Source organism: Aeromonas allosaccharophila, from assembly GCF_000819685.1.
Classification (GTDB): domain Bacteria; phylum Pseudomonadota; class Gammaproteobacteria; order Enterobacterales; family Aeromonadaceae; genus Aeromonas; species Aeromonas allosaccharophila.
In genome coordinates this window covers 1-17,615 of sequence record NZ_CDBR01000054.1, presented here as the reverse complement: position 1 = coordinate 17,615, position 17,615 = coordinate 1, and the positions used below count along the sequence as shown (strand labels likewise).

14 protein-coding genes are annotated in these 17,615 nt (G+C 60.3%); 10 read left to right on the top strand and 4 right to left on the bottom strand.

Going from position 1 to position 17,615, the window contains the following annotated elements; genetic code table 11:
• Positions 1 to 9: 9 nt before the first annotated feature.
• The 4 genes from mmsB to BN1115_RS10840 form a co-directional block, all read right to left on the bottom strand.
• Positions 10 to 912 carry a 3-hydroxyisobutyrate dehydrogenase gene (mmsB, locus tag BN1115_RS10855; RefSeq protein WP_042657171.1) on the bottom strand — a complete coding sequence of 301 codons (903 nt, stop codon included), beginning with the start codon at positions 910 to 912 and terminating at the stop codon, positions 10 to 12.
• Between the two features lie 51 nt (positions 913 to 963).
• Complete coding sequence (locus BN1115_RS10850; protein ID WP_042657170.1) at positions 964 to 2,076, bottom strand: enoyl-CoA hydratase/isomerase family protein; 1,113 nt, start codon at positions 2,074 to 2,076, stop codon at positions 964 to 966.
• An 18-nt stretch (positions 2,077 to 2,094) separates the two neighbouring features.
• Entirely contained in the window at positions 2,095 to 2,877 is a 783-nt protein-coding gene (locus BN1115_RS10845; protein WP_042657194.1) for an enoyl-CoA hydratase, read from the bottom strand.
• A 140-nt stretch (positions 2,878 to 3,017) separates the two neighbouring features.
• Positions 3,018 to 4,175, bottom strand: a complete 1,158-nt coding sequence (locus BN1115_RS10840) for an acyl-CoA dehydrogenase family protein (protein ID WP_042657169.1) — start codon at positions 4,173 to 4,175, stop codon at positions 3,018 to 3,020.
• A 319-nt stretch (positions 4,176 to 4,494) separates the two neighbouring features.
• On the opposite strand from BN1115_RS10840, the gene BN1115_RS10835 reads away from it, so the two are divergent.
• The 10 genes from BN1115_RS10835 (at position 4,495) to BN1115_RS10790 (ending at position 17,612) form a co-directional block, all read left to right on the top strand.
• Positions 4,495 to 5,637: an isovaleryl-CoA dehydrogenase gene (locus tag BN1115_RS10835; protein WP_042657168.1), complete on the top strand. Its 1,143-nt coding sequence runs from the start codon at positions 4,495 to 4,497 to the stop codon at positions 5,635 to 5,637.
• A complete protein-coding gene (locus BN1115_RS10830) occupies positions 5,634 to 7,235 on the top strand; it encodes a carboxyl transferase domain-containing protein (protein WP_042657167.1) in 1,602 nt (533 codons plus the stop codon). The genes BN1115_RS10835 and BN1115_RS10830 overlap by 4 nt, the downstream gene beginning before the upstream one ends.
• A gap of 11 nt (positions 7,236 to 7,246) precedes the next feature.
• The gene (locus BN1115_RS10825; RefSeq protein ID WP_042657166.1) at positions 7,247 to 8,101 is read left to right on the top strand and encodes an enoyl-CoA hydratase-related protein; all 855 of its coding nucleotides are present in this window, start codon (positions 7,247 to 7,249) and stop codon (positions 8,099 to 8,101) included.
• Positions 8,098 to 10,068, top strand: coding sequence for an acetyl/propionyl/methylcrotonyl-CoA carboxylase subunit alpha (locus tag BN1115_RS10820; protein ID WP_042657165.1), 1,971 nt, complete (start codon positions 8,098 to 8,100; stop codon positions 10,066 to 10,068). Before BN1115_RS10825 ends, BN1115_RS10820 begins: the two co-directional genes overlap by 4 nt.
• Entirely contained in the window at positions 10,065 to 11,033 is a 969-nt protein-coding gene (locus BN1115_RS10815) for a hydroxymethylglutaryl-CoA lyase (protein ID WP_042657164.1), read from the top strand. Before BN1115_RS10820 ends, BN1115_RS10815 begins: the two co-directional genes overlap by 4 nt.
• 2 nt (positions 11,034 to 11,035) lie before the next feature.
• On the top strand, positions 11,036 to 11,446 hold the full coding sequence (locus tag BN1115_RS10810; protein WP_042657163.1) for a MerR family transcriptional regulator: 411 nt from the start codon (positions 11,036 to 11,038) through the stop codon (positions 11,444 to 11,446).
• A 36-nt stretch (positions 11,447 to 11,482) separates the two neighbouring features.
• Positions 11,483 to 12,244, top strand: a complete 762-nt coding sequence (locus BN1115_RS10805; protein ID WP_042657162.1) for a substrate-binding periplasmic protein — start codon at positions 11,483 to 11,485, stop codon at positions 12,242 to 12,244.
• 52 nt (positions 12,245 to 12,296) lie between these two features.
• The gene (locus tag BN1115_RS10800) at positions 12,297 to 15,299 is read left to right on the top strand and encodes a DUF748 domain-containing protein (RefSeq protein WP_042657161.1); all 3,003 of its coding nucleotides are present in this window, start codon (positions 12,297 to 12,299) and stop codon (positions 15,297 to 15,299) included.
• A 225-nt stretch (positions 15,300 to 15,524) separates the two neighbouring features.
• Positions 15,525 to 16,121, top strand: a complete 597-nt coding sequence (locus BN1115_RS10795) for an acetate uptake transporter (RefSeq protein ID WP_042657160.1) — start codon at positions 15,525 to 15,527, stop codon at positions 16,119 to 16,121.
• A 636-nt stretch (positions 16,122 to 16,757) separates the two neighbouring features.
• The gene (locus BN1115_RS10790) at positions 16,758 to 17,612 is read left to right on the top strand and encodes an SIR2 family protein (RefSeq protein ID WP_208597757.1); all 855 of its coding nucleotides are present in this window, start codon (positions 16,758 to 16,760) and stop codon (positions 17,610 to 17,612) included.
• Positions 17,613 to 17,615 lie beyond the last annotated feature (3 nt).

Genomic DNA, 17,615 nt, shown 5'->3' with positions numbered 1-17,615 from the left:
AGGTGCCCGTCAGGCGGGATCCTGTTTATCCAGATAGAGTTCGACGATGCTGGAGAAATCGCGGCTCCCCTGCCCCTGAGCGGCATGCAGGTTGAACAGGTTACGCGCGAGCGCCCCCATCGGCACAGCGCTGTGGCCATGCTCGGCCAGCGCCATGGCCAATCCCAAATCTTTCACCATCAAACGGGTCATAAATCCCCCCTGATAGTTGCGGGCAGCGGGCACATTCTCCATCACTCCGGGCCAGGGGTTGTAGCGCTCCAGACTCCAGTTGTTGCCGGAGCTCTTGCCCATGATGGTGGAGAGCACGGCGGGATCCAGCCCCTCCTTCACCCCGAGGGCCAGTGCCTCGGCAGTGCCCGCCATATGGATCGCAAGCAGCATGTTATTGCACATCTTGGCGATCTGCCCCGCCCCCAGCATCCCTGCGTGAAACAGGTTCTGCCCCATGCAGGCGAGCAGGGATTTCGCCGCCTCGAAATCTGCCGCGTCGCCGCCAACGATAAAGGTGAGCGTCCCAGCGGCCGCACCGGCGACACCGCCCGATACGGGGGCATCGATAAAGCGCAAACCGCGGGCGCGGGCCGCCTCCCCGACCTGACGGGCAGAGTCGACATCTATGGTGGAGCAGTCGATCACCAGTGCACCAACCGGCAGGGCTGCCAGCAGATCCTGCCCCTCAGACAACCAAAGGTCGCGCACATGCTCCCCCGCAGGTAGCATGCTGATCACCACCTCGCAGCCGGTCACCGCCTCACGGGCATCCCCCGCGGCGATGCAGCCAGCGGCGATAGCGCGCTCAATGTTTTGGGCAACCAGATCAAACACCTGCACCCTGTGCCCGGCCCTAGCCAGATTGGCCGCCATGGGCCCCCCCATGTTGCCGAGCCCGATAAACCCTATCCTTGTCATCCCGCTTGCTCCTTGCATTGCTGATGGCGGCGTCCGCCGATTGCCAAGATGTTATTCCTTGCAGGCCAACGGATTGCGCCCCTGCGGCCAGCGATAAAACTCATCCAGCCACTCCCCCTCCGGTGGCAACAGTTGCCAGTGGGGAGCTTTATCCTTGTCGATCAGCAGTGCCCGTACCCCTTCCACAAAATCCCCCTTGAGCACGCAGTTGACCGAGAGGGTCAGCTCCTCGGCAAATACCTCTGCCAGTGAGTTGCGGCGAGCCTGCCAATATTGGCGCCACAAAATGGCACGGCTGATGGGGCTGCCGGTGCGGCAGAGCTGCTGCGCCTGCTGGAGTACCGTCTCCTGTTCATTGAACTGAGCCTCGAACAACCGCGCCAATACACCTTGCAGCGTGCGCCCCGCCAGCAAGGCATCGATCCTCTGTTGATGGGGCAACAGCACTGGCGCTGGCAAGCGGGCCACCACCTCACGGTGCAAACCCCTCAGCAGCAGATCTATCTGCTCACGGGGATCACCACTGCCAGCCCAGTCGAGCACGGCGAGGCGTGACAGCAGTGCACTGTGCTCGATACTGGCGATGGCGTGATCCGCCAACCCCACCCCAAGGGCATCTGCGCCATTGAAGCGGGCGCCAGTCAGACCAAGCCAGAGCCCGAGCCGCCCCGGCATCCGGCTTAAAAACCAGCTCGCCCCCACGTCTGGGTAGAGGCCGATGGTCACCTCCGGCATGGCGAACAGGCTCTTCTCGGTCACCACCCGAAAATCGGCACCGGCAAACAGGCCAATACCGCCCCCCATGCAGATACCGTCCACCAAGCAGATCAGGGGTTTGCGATAACCGTGGATGTGGTGGTCGAGCCGGTACTCCTGCTCGAAAAAGTCGCGGGCATACTCGAACAGTTCGGATCCGCTTGCCTCCTGTTTGCGGTAATAGAAGGAGCGGATATCGCCACCGGCACAAAATGCCTTCTCACCCATCCCCTGCAGCAGTACACAGACGATGGCGGGATCCTGCTCCCAACGGGTCAGCGTCTGTTGCAGGATCTGGATCATCGGAAGGCTCAATGCGTTGAGAGACGCAGGGCTGTCGAGGGTCAACACCCCGATCTGATGGCCATCTTCGGTGGGATAACAGCTAACCTTGACCGGCTCACTCATAAACTGCTCCGTATGGATTTATTCTGTTGGGCCATATTGCCAGCGCGGTAAGCGTTTCTCCAGGAAGGCGGCCACCCCTTCACGCTGGTTGGCATCGCTAAAGAGAGCGAGAAACAGTGCTCGCTCAAGGGGCAAGGCTGCATCCCGTGGGCCACTGCGGCCCTGATTGATCAGGGTTTTGCAGGCGCGCAGGGCGCTCGGGCTCTGGCGCTCCACCAGATGGGCCATCTGGTGCGCGGCCTCCCACGCCTGACCGGTTTTCACCACCTCCTCCACCAGCCCCATCTCGTAGGCCAGCGAGGCACTCACCTTCTCACCGCAGAGGATCATCCGCTTGGCCCAGCCCGGCCCCACCAGCTCGGTCAGGCGCTGGGTGCCACCGGCACAGGGAAGCAAGCCCACCGAGGCTTCCGGAAGTCCCAGCAACGCCTGCTGCTCGGCGATGCGGATATCACAAGCCAGCGCCACTTCCAGCCCGCCGCCCATGGCATAACCATTGATGGCGGCGATACTGACGCCGTGAAAACGGGCCAGCGCCTCGAAGGCCTTGCCAAAGGCCTCGGCTACTTCGCGGGCCAGCTCGACATTCCCCTCGACAAACATATTGAGGTCGGCACCGGCGCAGAAAAATTTGTCGCCCGCACCACGGATCACCAGCGCCACCACATCGGGACGACTGTCGAGCTCCACCATCATCTGCAAAAAGGCCTGCAGGCTGGCGCGGGTCCAGGTGTTGGCAGGGGGATGGTCGAGGGTGATATAGGCCACGTGGCCATGATATTCGAGTCTGATCCTTGTCATAACATTGTCCTTGTCGATGAAGCTGCCGCCATGATGACAGGCTTGAATGACACCAACCTGTGGCTGGCTCACAAAGCCGAAACCGGCATGGCACGGTGCAAATCGGGTGGCAGGCAACACACCCTTGATGCGACCACCGGTTAGCCCAGCGACAAACCGGGATCGGCCAGCAGGCGGCGCGCGATGATGAGTCGCATCACCTCGTTGGTGCCCTCCAGAATGCGGTGTACCCGGGTATCGCGCAGATAGCGCTCGAGCGGATACTCGCGGATATAACCATAGCCGCCAAAGAGTTGCAGAGCCTCATCACAGATTCGATAACCCACATCGGTGGCAAACCGTTTGGCCATGGCACACCAGGCACTCTTGTCGGGTGCCCCGCGATCCAGCTTGTCGGCGGCCTGACGCACCAGCAAACGGGCGGCAGCCAGCTCGGTCGCCATATCGGCCAAGCGAAACTGCACGCTCTGGAATTCGCTGATCGGGTGACCAAATTGCTGGCGCTGCTGCACATAAGCAAGCGCATCGTCCAGCGCCTGCTGGGCGGTGCCCACCGAACAGGTGGCAATATTGATGCGCCCACCATCGAGGGCCTGCATGGCGAACTTGAACCCTTCCCCCTCCTCACCCAACCGGTAGCGGGCGGGAATACGCACCCCGTTGAAAACAACCTCCCGGGTCGGCTGGCTGTTCCAGCCCATCTTCTCTTCTGCCTTGCCATAGCTCACGCCGGGGGCATTAGCCGGCACCATAAAGGCAGAGATCCCCTTCGCACCTTCACCACCGGTACGGGCCATCACCACCAGCACATCGCTGCTGCCTGCTCCCGAGATAAAGACCTTGGTTCCCTCAATGAGATAGCTGTCACCCTCGCGAATTGCTCGGGTCTTGAGTGCCGCAGCATCGGAGCCCGCACCCGGCTCGGTAAGGCAATAGGAGCCCAGCAGCTCGCCGCTGGCCAGTTTGGGCACCCACTGCTCGGCGACCTCCCTGGGCAACCAGCTGCCCAGCATCCAGCTCACCATGTTGTGGATGGTCAGATACGCCGTAGTAGAAGTGCAACCCATGGCGAGGCGCTCGAAGATGAGGCTCGCATCGAGGCGAGGCAGCCCCAATCCGCCAAACTGCTCCGGGGTATAGAGACCGCAAAACCCGAGTTCGGCCGCCTGCTTGATGGTGGGGATCGGAAACTCGTGTTCTTTATCCCAGCGCGCGGCATGGGGTTTGAGCGCATCGTCGGCAAAGGCGGCGGCCGCCTCCACATACGCCTGTTGATCATCGGTCAGGGTAAAATCCATCTCGTCGTTCGCTCCCTTGTTGCCCCGCGCTTATTGTCCCGCGCTTATTTTCCTGAGTTCGTGCTTTATGACGCGGCGCCCACACACTGGTCATTCGGATCTGCCACTATGGCGCTGTTGTCGTGGTAGCTGATGACGCTCTCATAACTACCTCTCTATCGACACACAACAGATTAACAATTGATTTACGTTTACGCTAACGTAAACTTGTGGCAAAAGTGAAGTACAAAAATGGACCGACCACTGCCAGCTGTAACGCCGAGTCAGCCGGTCGAACCCACCTTCCTACCCGATTGTCATATCCACAAGGAGAGCATGGATGCAGATGGATGAGACCCTGAATGCCCTGACCGAACAGGTTGCGGCCTTCTGCCAGAAAGTGATCGCCCCGCGCGCCAGCGAGATCGATCAGAGCAATGCCTTTCCCCGTGATCTCTGGCCCCGGATGGGTGAACTGGGGCTGCACGGCATCACGGTGGCGGAGGAGTATGACGGGGTGAACCTCGGCTATCTGGCCCACGTGCTGGTGATGGAACAGGTAAGCCGCGCCAGCGCCTCGGTCGGCCTCTCCTACGGCGCCCACTCCAATCTCTGCATCAATCAGATCCACCGCCACGGCACGGCGGAGCAAAAAGCACGCTACCTCCCCCCGCTGGTGAGCGGCGAGCATGTGGGGGCGCTGGCCATGAGCGAGCCGGGAGCCGGGTCCGATGTGGTCAGCATGCGCCTCACCGCGGAGCGCGAGGGCGATCACTTCGTGCTGAACGGCAACAAGATGTGGATCACCAACGGACCTGATGCCGACACCTTCGTCATCTATGCCAAGACAGATACCAGTGCGGGCCCCAAAGGAATTTCTGCCTTTATCGTTGAAGCCGGCACTTCCGGTTTTTCTACCGCCCAGAAGCTCGACAAGCTGGGGATGCGCGGCTCCAGCACCTGCGAGCTGGTGTTTGACAACTGCTGGGTACCGCAGGCAAACCTGCTCGCCCCCCTGCACGGCGGGGTCAAGGTGCTGATGAGCGGGCTGGATTACGAACGGGTGGTGCTGGCGGCCGGCCCACTTGGCATCATGCAGGCCTGCATGGACGTGGTGCTGCCCTATGTGCGCGAGCGCAAGCAGTTCGGCCAGGCCATAGGCGAGTTCCAGCTGGTACAGGGCAAGCTGGCCGACATGTATACCCGTCTGGCCAGCAGCCGGGCGCTGGTCTACTCGGTGGCGAGCGCCTGCGATCAGGGGCGCACCAGCCGCAAGGATTGCGCCGCCGCCATCCTGTTTGCCGCCGAAAATGCCACCCAGATGGCGCTTGATGCCATCCAGCTGCTCGGCGGCAACGGCTACATCAACGAATACCCCACCGGTCGGCTGCTGCGGGACGCCAAACTCTACGAGATCGGCGCCGGCACCTCGGAGATCCGCCGCTGGCTGATTGGTCGCGAACTGATGGGAGAAAACGCATGAGTCGTATCCACTCCCGTCTCGACACGGCGAGTCCGGAATATGCGGCCAATCGGGCCGCCATGCAGGGGCTGGTCGACGATCTCAATGCCCACCTGGAAGAGATAGCCTTGGGCGGCGGCGCGGCCAATAACGCCCGCCATCAGGCCCGTGGCAAGCTGCTGCCCCGCGAGCGCATCAATCAGCTGCTGGACCCGGGCTCCCCGTTTCTCGAACTGTCGGCGCTGGCTGGCTGGCAGGTCTATGACGAGCCGGTGCCCGCTGCCGGTATCATCACCGGCATCGGCCGGGTCTCGGGCAGGCTCTGCATGCTGGTGGTGAACGATGCCACCGTGAAAGGCGGCACCTACTACCCGCTCACGGTGAAAAAGCACCTGCGCGCCCAGGCCATCGCCGAGCGGCTGCGCCTCCCCTGCCTCTATCTGGTGGATTCCGGCGGCGCCTTCTTGCCGATGCAGGACGAGGTGTTCCCCGACCGGGATCACTTTGGCCGCATCTTCTACAACCAGGCCCGCATGTCGGCCCAGAACATTCCCCAGCTGGCGGTGGTGATGGGGCTCTGCACCGCTGGCGGCGCCTATGTGCCTGCCATGGCGGATGAATCGATCATGATCAGGGAGCAGGCCACCATCTTTCTGGCGGGCCCGCCGCTGGTCAAGGCCGCCACCGGTGAGGAGATCAGCGCCGAGGCCCTGGGCGGCGCCGAGGTACACTGCGCCCACTCTGGGGTGGCGGATCATATGGCCCGTGACGATGCCCATGCGCTGGCCATCGCCCGCACGCTGGTTACTCATCTGGGTAACGAGCCGTTAGAGAGTAGCCCCGGCTACGAGCCCCCCTGCTACCCGATAGAGGATCTCTACGGTCTGGTGGGCACCAGTCTCAAACGCCCTTACGACGCCCGCGAGCTGATCGCTCGACTGGTGGATGGCTCGGACTTTGACGAATTCAAGGCGCTGTTCGGCACCACACTGGTGACCGGCTTTGCCCGCATTTGCGGCATGGAAGTGGGGATCCTCGCCAACAACGGCGTGCTGCACAGCGACAGCGCCCAGAAAGGCGCTCACTTTATCCAGCTCTGTAACCGACGCGCCATTCCGCTGCTCTTTTTGCAGAACATCACCGGCTTTATGGTGGGGAGTAGCGCAGAAAAAGAGGGAATCGCCAAGCATGGCGCCAAGCTGGTCACCGCCGTGGCCTGCAGCTGGGTGCCCAAGATCACCCTGATCGTCGGCGGCAGCTTTGGCGCTGGCAACTACGGCATGTGCGGGCGTGCCTATGAACCCGATTTTCTCTTTAGCTGGCCCAACAGCCGCATCTCCGTCATGGGGGGCGAGCAAGCTGCCGGGGTGCTGGTGCAGGTGCGTCGGGACAAGCTGGCTGCTGAGGGCAAGGACTTGAGCGAACAGGAAACGGCCGCCATCCGCGCCCCAGTGATCGAGCAGTATGAGCGGCAGGGTCACCCCTACTACGCCAGCGCCCGCCTCTGGGATGATGGCGTCATCGACCCGGCCCAGAGCCGCACCGTGCTGGCATTGGCACTGGCCGCCTGTCAGGGTGCCCGCATTGAACCCGAGCAGTACGGCATCTTCCGGATGTAAGGAGCAAGCACATGTCCTACCCACTCACTTCCCCAGCACTCAGCTCTTCAGCCCAGAGCCCGTTTCGGCTGGAGCGGCACGGCCCACTGGCCGAGCTGGTGCTGTCGCGCCCGGCCCGCCACAACGCCTTTGATGCCGACCTGATGCTGGGGCTGCTCGACTGCCTCGATGATCTGGCCCATCTCCATGGTCATGATCTCGCCGAACGCCCTCACGCCCTGCTGCTGCGGGCCGAGGGCAAGCACTTTTGCGCGGGCGCCGATCTCAACTGGATGCGCAATCTGGCCCACGCCGATTTCGAGCACAATCGCGAAGACGCCCGGGTATTGGCGCGGCTGATGCAGACCCTCGACGAGCTCCCCTTCCCCACGGTGGCGCTGGTGCAAGGGGCCGCCTATGGTGGGGCGCTTGGGCTGATCTGTGCCTGCGATCTGGTGCTGGCCAGCGATGATGCCCGCTTCTGTCTCTCCGAGGTGAGCCTGGGTCTGGTGCCTGCGGTGATCAGCCCCTACGTGGTGCGCACCATGGGGATGCGTCAGGCGCGCCGCTACATGCTCAGCGCCGAGCCGTTCGATGCCATAACCGCCTGTCGGCTCAATGTGGCACATCAACTCTACAAACCGGATCAACTGCTGGCGGAAGGGCGGGCACTGGCCCTGCGTCTGTGCCGCAACGGGCCGGAGGCGATGAAAGAGACCAAACGGCTGCTAGCGGCGATAGAGGCCCACCCTTCCCGCCTGCACGAAGAGAAAACCGTCGAGACCATCGCCCGGGTTCGGGTCGGTCTCGAAGCCCAGGAGGGGATGCAGGCCTTCTTCGACAAACGCCCTCCCGCCTGGCGTCCCCGTTTCAAGGATGAGACATGACCCATCACACTCAGATTAAGCGCCTGCTGATTGCCAATCGCGGCGAAATCGCCGTGCGCATCATCAAGACGGCAAAACACCTCGGCATCCACACCATCGCCCTCTACTCCGATGCCGACGCCCATGCCATGCACACCCGTCTGGCCGATGAGGCCTGGCATCTGGGCCCCGCACCGGCCAGAGAGAGCTATCTCGACACCGGCAAGGTGCTGAAGATTGCCAAAGAGGCACGCGCCGATGCCATCCATCCCGGTTACGGCTTTCTGTCAGAAAACAGCGATTTTGCCACCGCCTGCGAACAACGCGGCGTGCGCTTTGTCGGCCCAAGCGGCGCCGCCATTCTCGCCATGGGTGACAAATCGGGCGCCAAGGCGCTGATGCAGGCCGCCGGCGTACCTGTGTTGCCCGGCTATCACGGCACGGATCAGCGACCGGACTTCTTGCGCGATCAGGCGAGCCAGATTGGCTTCCCGCTGCTTATCAAGGCCGCCAGTGGCGGTGGTGGTAAGGGGATGCGCCGGGTCGATCAGCTGGCTGACTTTGACGAGTCACTGGCAGCAGTAAAACGGGAGGCCAAGGCCGCCTTTGGCGATGATCGGGTGCTGCTGGAGCGCTATCTGCCCCGGGCCCGCCATGTTGAGGTGCAGGTCTTTGCCGACAGCCTCGGCAACGCCATCTATCTGGGGGACCGTGATTGCTCCTTGCAGCGGCGTCATCAGAAGGTGATCGAAGAGGCGCCCGCCCCCGACATTCCTCCGGCCCTGCGCCGCGCCATGGGGGATGCAGCCGTGGCCGCTGCCAAGGCCATCCACTATCAGGGGGCTGGCACCATCGAATTTCTGCTCTGCAAGGATGAGTTCTTCTTTATGGAGATGAACACCCGGCTGCAGGTAGAGCATCCGGTCACCGAAGCCGTGACCGGGCAGGATCTGGTGGCCTGGCAGCTGACCGTGACCGAAGGCAAGCCGCTGCCACTCACTCAAGATGAGGTGGTGCTGCGCGGCCATGCGGTGGAGGCGCGCCTCTACGCCGAGGATGTGGCGGCCGGTTTTCTGCCCGCCAGCGGCCCCATCCACTGGCTCTACTGGCCCGTTGGTGTGCGCATCGACACTGGCGTTACCGCTGGCGATGAGGTCAGCCCCTATTACGATCCCATGATCGCCAAGCTGATCGCCCACGGTCAGAGCCGCGCCGAGGCGTTCGCCCAACTGGCCGATGCGCTGGCGGCGCTGGATCTCGGCCCGCTGGTACACAACGGCCCGCTGCTGCTGCGCCTGTGTGAAGAGCCTGACGTCTTGGCGATGCGCCACCACACCCAGTGGCCTATCCCCACCACAGCGCAGCCCATTCCTGACCTTGCCTGGCCGCTGGCCACCCTCTGGCTGGCGAGCCGCCCCACGGGCCCCTCCCCCTGGCAGCAAGCCTGCGGATTTCGCCTTGGGCCAGATCGCTGCTGGACAGCGGCGGTACGCATCGGTGATGAGCGCCGGGTATTGACCCTTAGCGATCATGACGGCCAGTTTGAGTGGCAAGGGGAGGCCTGTTGCTACCAAAAAGGCGATGACCATATCCGGCTGCAACAGGGGATGTGCTGGCGGCAGATCCCCATCGATTCGGTCGCAGGCTCGGAGGCAACCTTCATCATAACCCTCGCGGGCCAGCGCATCCGTTTCGCGGCCGATGATCAGCAACACAGTCACCACCATGATCAGGCAAACGAGAAGGCGCAGGGCGCCATCGCCCCCATGCACGGCATCGTGGTAGCCGTGCTGGTCGAACCCGGCCAAACGGTCAGCAAGGGGCAACCCCTGCTGGTGCTGGAAGCGATGAAGATGGAGCACCAGTTGCGCGCAGAGCGGGACGGGGTAATTGAGGCGCTGCAGTTCAAGCAGGGCGAGCAGGTGAGCCAGGGGGCCGTGCTGGTACGCTTTGCCGAAGAGATAGCCATACAGGAGGATCACCCATGAACCGATCACAGGATGTCCGTGACGACAGGGTCAGTCTGATAGAGATGGGGCCGCGCGATGGCCTGCAAAATGAAGCCAGCCCGCTGGCTCTGATCCAGCGGCTGGAGCTGATCCAACGACTGGCCGACAGCGGCCTGCAGCGCATCGAGGTCGGCGCCTTTGTCTCTGCCAAAAAGGTGCCGCAGATGGCGGACTCCGCCGCACTTTTTCAGGCACTGCCGCGCAAGGGGTCGACCCGTTACGGCGCCCTGGTGCCCAATCTGCAAGGCTTGCAGGCCGCCATTGCCGCCCGCGCCGACGAGATTGGCCTCTTCACCGCCTGCTCCGACGGCTTTACCCGGGCCAATATTGGTATCAGCGTGGAGGAGTCGCTGGTGCGCTTCGCCCCGCTGGTGCAGGAGGCACGCAGCCTCGGCATCAAGGTACGCGGCTACCTCTCCACCGTCATCGCCTGCCCGTTCGATGGCCCGACCCGCCCGAAACGGGTCGCCGCCATGGCCGAGCAATTGCTGGATCTCGGCTGCCACGAAATTTCGCTGGGGGACACCATAGGCGTCGGCACTCCGGGCACGGTGGCGCCGATGCTGGATGCGGTGCTGCACGAGATCCCGGCGGGTCGGCTCGCGGTTCATTTTCACGACACCTACGGCCAGGGGGTGGCCAACCTGCTGCCCGCGCTGGAGCGCGGTATTCGCACCATCGACTGCTCGGTGGCGGGCCTTGGCGGCTGCCCCTATGCCCCGGGCGCCTCCGGCAATGTGGCGTCAGAGGAAGTGGTCTATCTGCTGCACGGCCTTGGCATGACGACCGGGGTGGATCTCGACAAACTGGCGGCCACCGGCCAGTGGGTCAGCGAGCAGCTCGGTCGCCCCAACGGCTCGCGGGTCGGTCAGGCCCTGCACGCCAATGCCGAGCGGCTGCGTGCCCGCCTCTGCCAGCCACTTGCCCACCCACAGGAGTCATGACCATGTCCCGTTCCCTGCCCGGCAAGGAGATCACCTACAGTATTTCGGATCTGGCCCACGAGTTCGATGTCACGCCGCGCACTATTCGCTACTACGAGGACGAGGGGCTGCTCACCCCGCTGCGGGAGGGGCAAACCCGCATCTACAACCACCGGGACAAGATCCGGCTCAAGTTGACCCTGCGCGGCAAACGGCTGGGGTTTAGCTTGGCCGAGATCCGCGAGCTGTTCGAGATGTATGACACCGACCGCTCGAGCAAAACCCAGCTCCACTCCATGATCCAGCTGATCGAGGAAAAGCGCGGCGCCCTGCTCCAGCAACTGGAAGATATCCAGATGGTGATGACCGAACTGGAGGCGGCGGAACAGCGCTGTGTTAATTCCCTTAACAGCTTGAAAAGCGGCGCAGATTAACCGAATCTGGGAACAAGCTATTGCCCTGGGGATCCCATGAGATATTGGTGCTGGTTTTTGCTCTTGTTCAGCCTGTCTGGCTGGAGCCATCCCCTCATCAAGGTTGGCGGATATCCCTATGCCCCCTTCGTGGTCAAGCTCTCCGATTCCCACTATGAAGGGCTGACCCTGGATCTCATCGACCAGCTCAACGAGATCCAGCAGGAGGTGAAATTTATCTTTGTGCCCACCTCGGCCGCCAATCGCTACAAGGCGCTCGATCTGGGCCGCTTCTCGCTGATGCTGTTTGAAGACAGCAAATGGGGCTGGCAAACCGACAAGTTGAAGATGACAGCCCCCTTTCTCGGCGGTGGCGAAGTCTATGTGGCCCTGAACAAAGCGGGCCGGGATCAACGCTTTTTCGATGACCCCTCCCGACACCACCTTATCGGGGTGACCGGCTACCACTACGGCGTCGGCCAGTTCAATGCCGATCCCGTCTACCTGCAGCGCAAGCTCAATATCACCCTGGTCAAGGACAACATCAGTGCCCTGCAAGCCCTGCTCAAAGGGCGCGGTGAGGTGGCCATTATCAACGTCTCTTACCTTAACCAGTATCTGCTGGCCCATCCCGGCACCGCTGAACAGCTGCTGATCTCGCAAAAATGGGATCAGCATTATCAGCACCGCGCGATTCTCCACCCCGCGGCCCCCATTACCCCTGCCCAGCTGGAACAGTGGCTGGCAGCGCTGCAACAAAAGGGTGAACTGGATCGCCTTTGGACAAAGTACGGCGTACAACAGCACGCAACCCCATGATTACTATCCAGCTTTTCTGTACCATGGCGGGAACCAAATGGGAGTGCACCAAATGAACACCACCGAGCCCGCGTCCTCCAAGCCCCGCTTGCTGCGCTACCTTGCCTACGCTTTCCTGCTGCTTCTTATCCTGATCACCCTGCTGCTGTGGCAGACCCCTCGCCTGATCCAGCGCTATCTGCCCGGCTGGCTGGCCGAGCACTACGGCCTGCAGCTGACGCTGGGGGAGATTGACGTAGGACTGCGCAACCCTTCTCTCACCCTCGGCGCGACTGCCCTGCTCGATGCCAAACAGCAGCCCATCATCCGTTTTGAGCAGCTCTTTATCAGCCCCGACCTGCAAGCCAGCTGGCAGCAAAAAGGCGTCGTGCTTTCCGCCGTCACCCTGACCAAACCCGTGGTGCTGCTGCAACGGCTGGCCGACAAAAAAGGGGACGTTCGACTCAATCTGACCGATGCGCTGGCCACCCTGCTCGCCCCTGCGCCCTCCCCCGAGCCCGAGGCAACGAGCGCCCCGCTGCTGGTCGACATCGCCAGCCTCGCTGTCACTGACGGGCATGTGCGCTATCAGGATCAGCGCAAGGAGAGCGAACCCGGCTGGTTGCCGCCCCTCAATCTGGAAAAAGTGACCCTTAAGCTCGATAACCTGCGCACCGAGGCAAACCACCCGACCGCCTATCAGCTGAGCGCCGCCATCAACGGCAACAGCAGCCTCACCGCCCACGGCAAACTCGATGTGATGAGCGGCATGGGTCAGGGCAAGGTGAGCCTCAAGCAGGTCGAGCTGAAACCCTTCGCCCCGCTCTGGGCCCCCTACCTCAAGCTGGATCTGGCCAAGGGCCACGCCAATGCAGAGGTGGAATACCAGCTCAAAGAGGGCAAGCAAGAAGTGCAGTGGCAATTGTCAAAAGGCAAGCTGACGCTGGACAACTGGCAGCTTAAAAAACGCAAGGGCGACGAGTTTGCCCGCTTCAGCCAGCTGGCCCTGAGCGAACTGGCGGTCGATGGCCAGAAACAGTCACTGCAGATCGGCAAAGTGACCCTGCAGCAACCCCTGCTCAAGGCCACCCTCAACGCACAGCAGCAGCTGGATCTGGCGGATCTGCTCATTGCACAGGCCCCCGCCAAACCCGTCAAAGGGGCCAACGCCGCAAACGAGGCGGCCAAGAATGCGGCGCCCAAGTCGGCACAACAAGCACAGACAGCCGGTAACGGCAAGAAAAACAAGGCAGACAAACCCTGGCAGTGGCAGATCAGGCAGATCGCCATCGACAAGGGCGATCTCACCCTTACCGAATCGAGCAGCGGCAAACCGCTGGCACGCCAGCTCTCCGGCCTCAAGCTGGCGCTGGGGCCACTGGGCAGCAAGGGGGAGCAACCGAGCAAACTGACTCTGGCCACCCATTTCAACCAGAACACTCCCCTCACCTTTGCCGGTCAGCTCACCCTGACCCCTTTCGCCTTAAGCGGCGACATCAGCCAGCAGGGGCTGCCCCTGACGCTGGCACAACCCTATCTGGCCGATCTGGTACGCATCAAGGTGCAAAACGGGCTGCTGAGCAGCAAGACCCGACTCGATCTTGCCACCACAACCCAGGGGGATCTGAGCAAGCTGAGCCTGCAAGGGGGGCTCGATGTCAACGGACTCAAGGTGGTCGATCGGGCAGACAATCAGCGGCTGCTGGAGTTCAACACCCTGGCGCTCACCGGTCTGACGTACGACGGCATCAGCCAGCAGATGCGGATCAAGGAGATTGCCCTGCACAAACCCTTCGCCCGCATCGAGATCCACGAGGATGGCACCACCAACCTGCAACAGCTGCTGTTGCCACAACCGGCAGCGACCAACAGCACCCAAGTGGCAGCAGGGCGCAAGGGCCCCGACTTTCGCTTCACCATCGATCAGCTACGTACCGAGCAGGGCAACCTGCGCTTTGCCGATCGTAGCCTGAGTCAGGATTTCGTGGCCGATATCGCCTCGTTGGGCGGCCAGAGCCGTCATATCAGCAATATTCCGGGGCAACGCTCCGATCTCGCCTTCAACGGCAAGGTGGATCGCTATGCGCCGGTGACCATTCGCGGCGGCACCAACCTGCTGGTCGCCAACCCGATCCTCGACATCGCGGTGGCCTTCAACAATCTGGAGCTCACCACCTTCACCCCCTACTCGGGCACCTATGCCGGTTATGCCATCGACAAGGGCCAGCTCTCCATGAAGCTGCACTACAAGCTGGAGGGCAACCGGCTGGAAGGGGATAACGACATCACCATCAAGAAGCTGCAGCTGGGCGAGAAGATCAAGAGCGAGCAGGCCAAGGATCTGCCGCTCGGGCTAGCCATCGCCCTGCTGAGCGATGCCAACGGGGTGATACAGATGAACCTCAAGGTGAAGGGCGATCTCGATCAGCCGGACTTCAGCATCGGCAATATCTTCTGGGACGTGCTGGGCAACACCCTGAGCAAGGCGATCACCTCTCCCTTCTCCCTGCTCGCCTCGCTGGCCGATGGCACCGACGATCTCGACGAACTCCCCTTCCTGCCGGGGGATCCCGATCTCACCCCCACCCAGCAGGAGAAACTGGTCAAGCTGGCGCAGGCCCTCAAGGATAGACCCAAGCTCAGCATGAACATTCGCGGCAAGGTCAACTTCAACGAGGAGCGCCCCATCCTGCAACGGCAAAAGCTGGAGCGGGTACTGGCCAAACTCACCGGCAATCAGGCGGATCTCGACCTGCTGGAACAAGATCCCGCCCTGCAAGAGGCGCTGGCCCAGGCCTATGAAGAGCGCTTTGGCGAAGATCTGGAAGAGCTGGCCGATCGCCTCCATCTGGATGAAGAGAGCGCGGCATTGCGGGCCCAGGCGGTGATCCTGCTGCGGGATCAACAGCTCATCACCGCCAAATCCCTGCGCAATCTCGCCATGCGCCGGGCACAAAATACCAAGGAGTTTCTGGTCGACAGCCAAGGGATCACCCCGGAGCGGCTGTTCGTGCTCGACAGCCAGGTCAAGGAAGAGGACAAGGAAGCCAAAGTGGTCCTGACGCTGGATCAGTAACGCCGCCGCACTGCGTAAAAAGCGTAATAAAAATACAACCCCTCAACTATTTTGACACCTTTTGCTCACCAAACAGCCTGCTTTGGTGAGCATTTGGCCTCTGATGCAAATAATCACGTAGTTTTTTTACGATTTATCCCCCTTGCCCCCTTGCGGGCGCGCCACAGCCTGCCTAAAATCGCGCGTCTTTTGTTAACCCCCACCTCTATTTTTGGAGAACGCCACGTGAGCGAAAAATTGGCCAACCCTGCCCCTCTGGGTCTGATGGGTTTCGGTATGACCACCATCCTGCTGAACATCCATAACGCAGGTTTCTTCCCCATCAGCGCCATGATCCTGGCCATGGGCCTGTGCTACGGCGGTATGGCACAGATCGTCGCGGGTATCATGGAATACAAGCGTGGCAACACCTTCGGTGTGACCGCCTTTATCTCCTACGGTTTCTTCTGGTTGAGCCTGGTGTTCCTGCTGGTCATGCCGACCATGGGTCTGGCCGAAGCCACCCCGCACGCCTACATGGGCTGGTACCTGCTGCTGTGGGGTATCTTCACCCTGTTCATGCTGGTTGGAACCGTCAACTACCCGCGTGTGAAGCAGTTCGTGTTCGCCTCCCTGACCGTGCTGTTCTTCCTGCTGGCCGCCCGTGACTTCACCGGTAGCACCCTGATCGGCACCATCGCCGGTTTCGAAGGCATCATCTGTGGCGCCAGTGCCATCTACCTGGCCATGGCCACCGTGATCAACGAGCAGTTCGGCCGCACCGTCATGCCGATCGGCGATCACAAGAAAGCCGCCACCGTACAGCTGAAAGCGGCTGCCTGATAGGCAAGCCATTCAGATTGTAAAAAAGCACCTTCGGGTGCTTTTTTGCTATCTCGCAAAGCTGATCTGCCAGCGAATACGCCACACACTCTTCTTTTTCAGCCATACAGTCGGGTATCCACACCTCGGATATTGCCGCATCCCTCGTTATCCCCTCCCCCTCATTAACCTCTTTTGATCGCTGCGGTTCGGTCATATCAGCGGATTAACTGCAAGCTTGGAGAATTGGTGTTGCGGCTGGTCGGTATGGCCGCTGGCAAGACCACCCCGCCTTGATGGCTTGGTGCTGGCTGAGACGCCCGCAGCAGGCATTGTGGACAGGTTGAGCGAGCGCAGCGAGTAGCCCTCAAGGAGCGCCAGCTGCGCTCCTTGGATCTCTGGCAATAACTGTACGAACGGCTATCGATTACATTTCAAATTGTAAACAAAGGAGGTACAGTGGCGAGAAATGTCAGGGTATCTAAAGGTACTATATAAGAGCACATTCCTAATGTATGTGCTCGAAAACGAGCGGGCTTTACATACAATCCTCATATGAAAATAGCTTTTTTCCTAGTATCATTGTCTGTGAGTACAAACAACCAGAATACTAACAGGCTTTTATATTGCAAGAGCCAATGTGTTTTATAAATATTAATGAGAGGCACTATAGATATTGAAAAAAAGCTCACTGATATTTTCAAAAGCAGGAGTGCAGGGCCTTTTTTATTTTTAGGTTCTGGTTTTTCAAGGCGATATTTAGGCCTAGAGGACTGGAAAGGTTTGTTAACAAAATTCTGCAAAACAGGAAAGCCTTTTGAGTATTACTTATCAACTGCTAACGGTTCATACCCTAGAGTCGCAGGTTTATTGGCACGAGATTTCAACGAGTATTGGTGGAGCCAGCCAGAATTTAAATCAAGTGTTGAACGATACCAGACCTATATTCAAGATGAAACATCTGCACTGCGAATAGAAATATGTAATTATCTATCTAAATTAGATCAGTCAAAAGCAAAAGATTCTGGCTTTTCCGATGAAGTCCACTTACTTGCAAATTTAAATGTGGATGGTGTTATAACCACCAACTGGGATATGTTCATTGAGCAACTATTCCCTGAGTACAGAACATATATAGGACAACAGGAGTTGTTGTTTTCAAACCCACAGGAAATAGGCGAGATATATAAAATTCATGGCTGCTCAACCAAGCCCCAATCTTTGGTTTTAACAGAGCAGGATTACGATAAATTTAATGAAAAAAATACATATCTAGCTGCCAAGTTAATTACCTTATTTGTTGAACACCCTATAGTTTTCATTGGATATTCAATTTCAGATGAGAATATTAGTAGTTTGCTCAAAGCTATATCTGCGTGCATCGGCAAAGAAAATATTGAGCAGCTTAGAAGAAATCTGATTTTTGTTCAAAGATTGAGTGCTGGCGAAGAACCAAACATATCTGATACATATATTACCATTGATGGTGTCCAGATCAGGGCAAGATCATGAACG

Coding starts and splice junctions, on each gene's coding strand:
- mmsB (WP_042657171.1), bottom strand. CDS start 912: ATGACAAGGATAGGGTTTATCGGGCTCGGCAACATGGGGGGGCCCATG.
- BN1115_RS10850 (WP_042657170.1), bottom strand. CDS start 2,076: ATGAGTGAGCCGGTCAAGGTTAGCTGTTATCCCACCGAAGATGGCCAT.
- BN1115_RS10845 (WP_042657194.1), bottom strand. CDS start 2,877: ATGACAAGGATCAGACTCGAATATCATGGCCACGTGGCCTATATCACC.
- BN1115_RS10840 (WP_042657169.1), bottom strand. CDS start 4,175: ATGGATTTTACCCTGACCGATGATCAACAGGCGTATGTGGAGGCGGCC.
- BN1115_RS10835 (WP_042657168.1), top strand. CDS start 4,495: ATGCAGATGGATGAGACCCTGAATGCCCTGACCGAACAGGTTGCGGCC.
- BN1115_RS10830 (WP_042657167.1), top strand. CDS start 5,634: ATGAGTCGTATCCACTCCCGTCTCGACACGGCGAGTCCGGAATATGCG.
- BN1115_RS10825 (WP_042657166.1), top strand. CDS start 7,247: ATGTCCTACCCACTCACTTCCCCAGCACTCAGCTCTTCAGCCCAGAGC.
- BN1115_RS10820 (WP_042657165.1), top strand. CDS start 8,098: ATGACCCATCACACTCAGATTAAGCGCCTGCTGATTGCCAATCGCGGC.
- BN1115_RS10815 (WP_042657164.1), top strand. CDS start 10,065: ATGAACCGATCACAGGATGTCCGTGACGACAGGGTCAGTCTGATAGAG.
- BN1115_RS10810 (WP_042657163.1), top strand. CDS start 11,036: ATGTCCCGTTCCCTGCCCGGCAAGGAGATCACCTACAGTATTTCGGAT.
- BN1115_RS10805 (WP_042657162.1), top strand. CDS start 11,483: ATGAGATATTGGTGCTGGTTTTTGCTCTTGTTCAGCCTGTCTGGCTGG.
- BN1115_RS10800 (WP_042657161.1), top strand. CDS start 12,297: ATGAACACCACCGAGCCCGCGTCCTCCAAGCCCCGCTTGCTGCGCTAC.
- BN1115_RS10790 (WP_208597757.1), top strand. CDS start 16,758: ATGAGAGGCACTATAGATATTGAAAAAAAGCTCACTGATATTTTCAAA.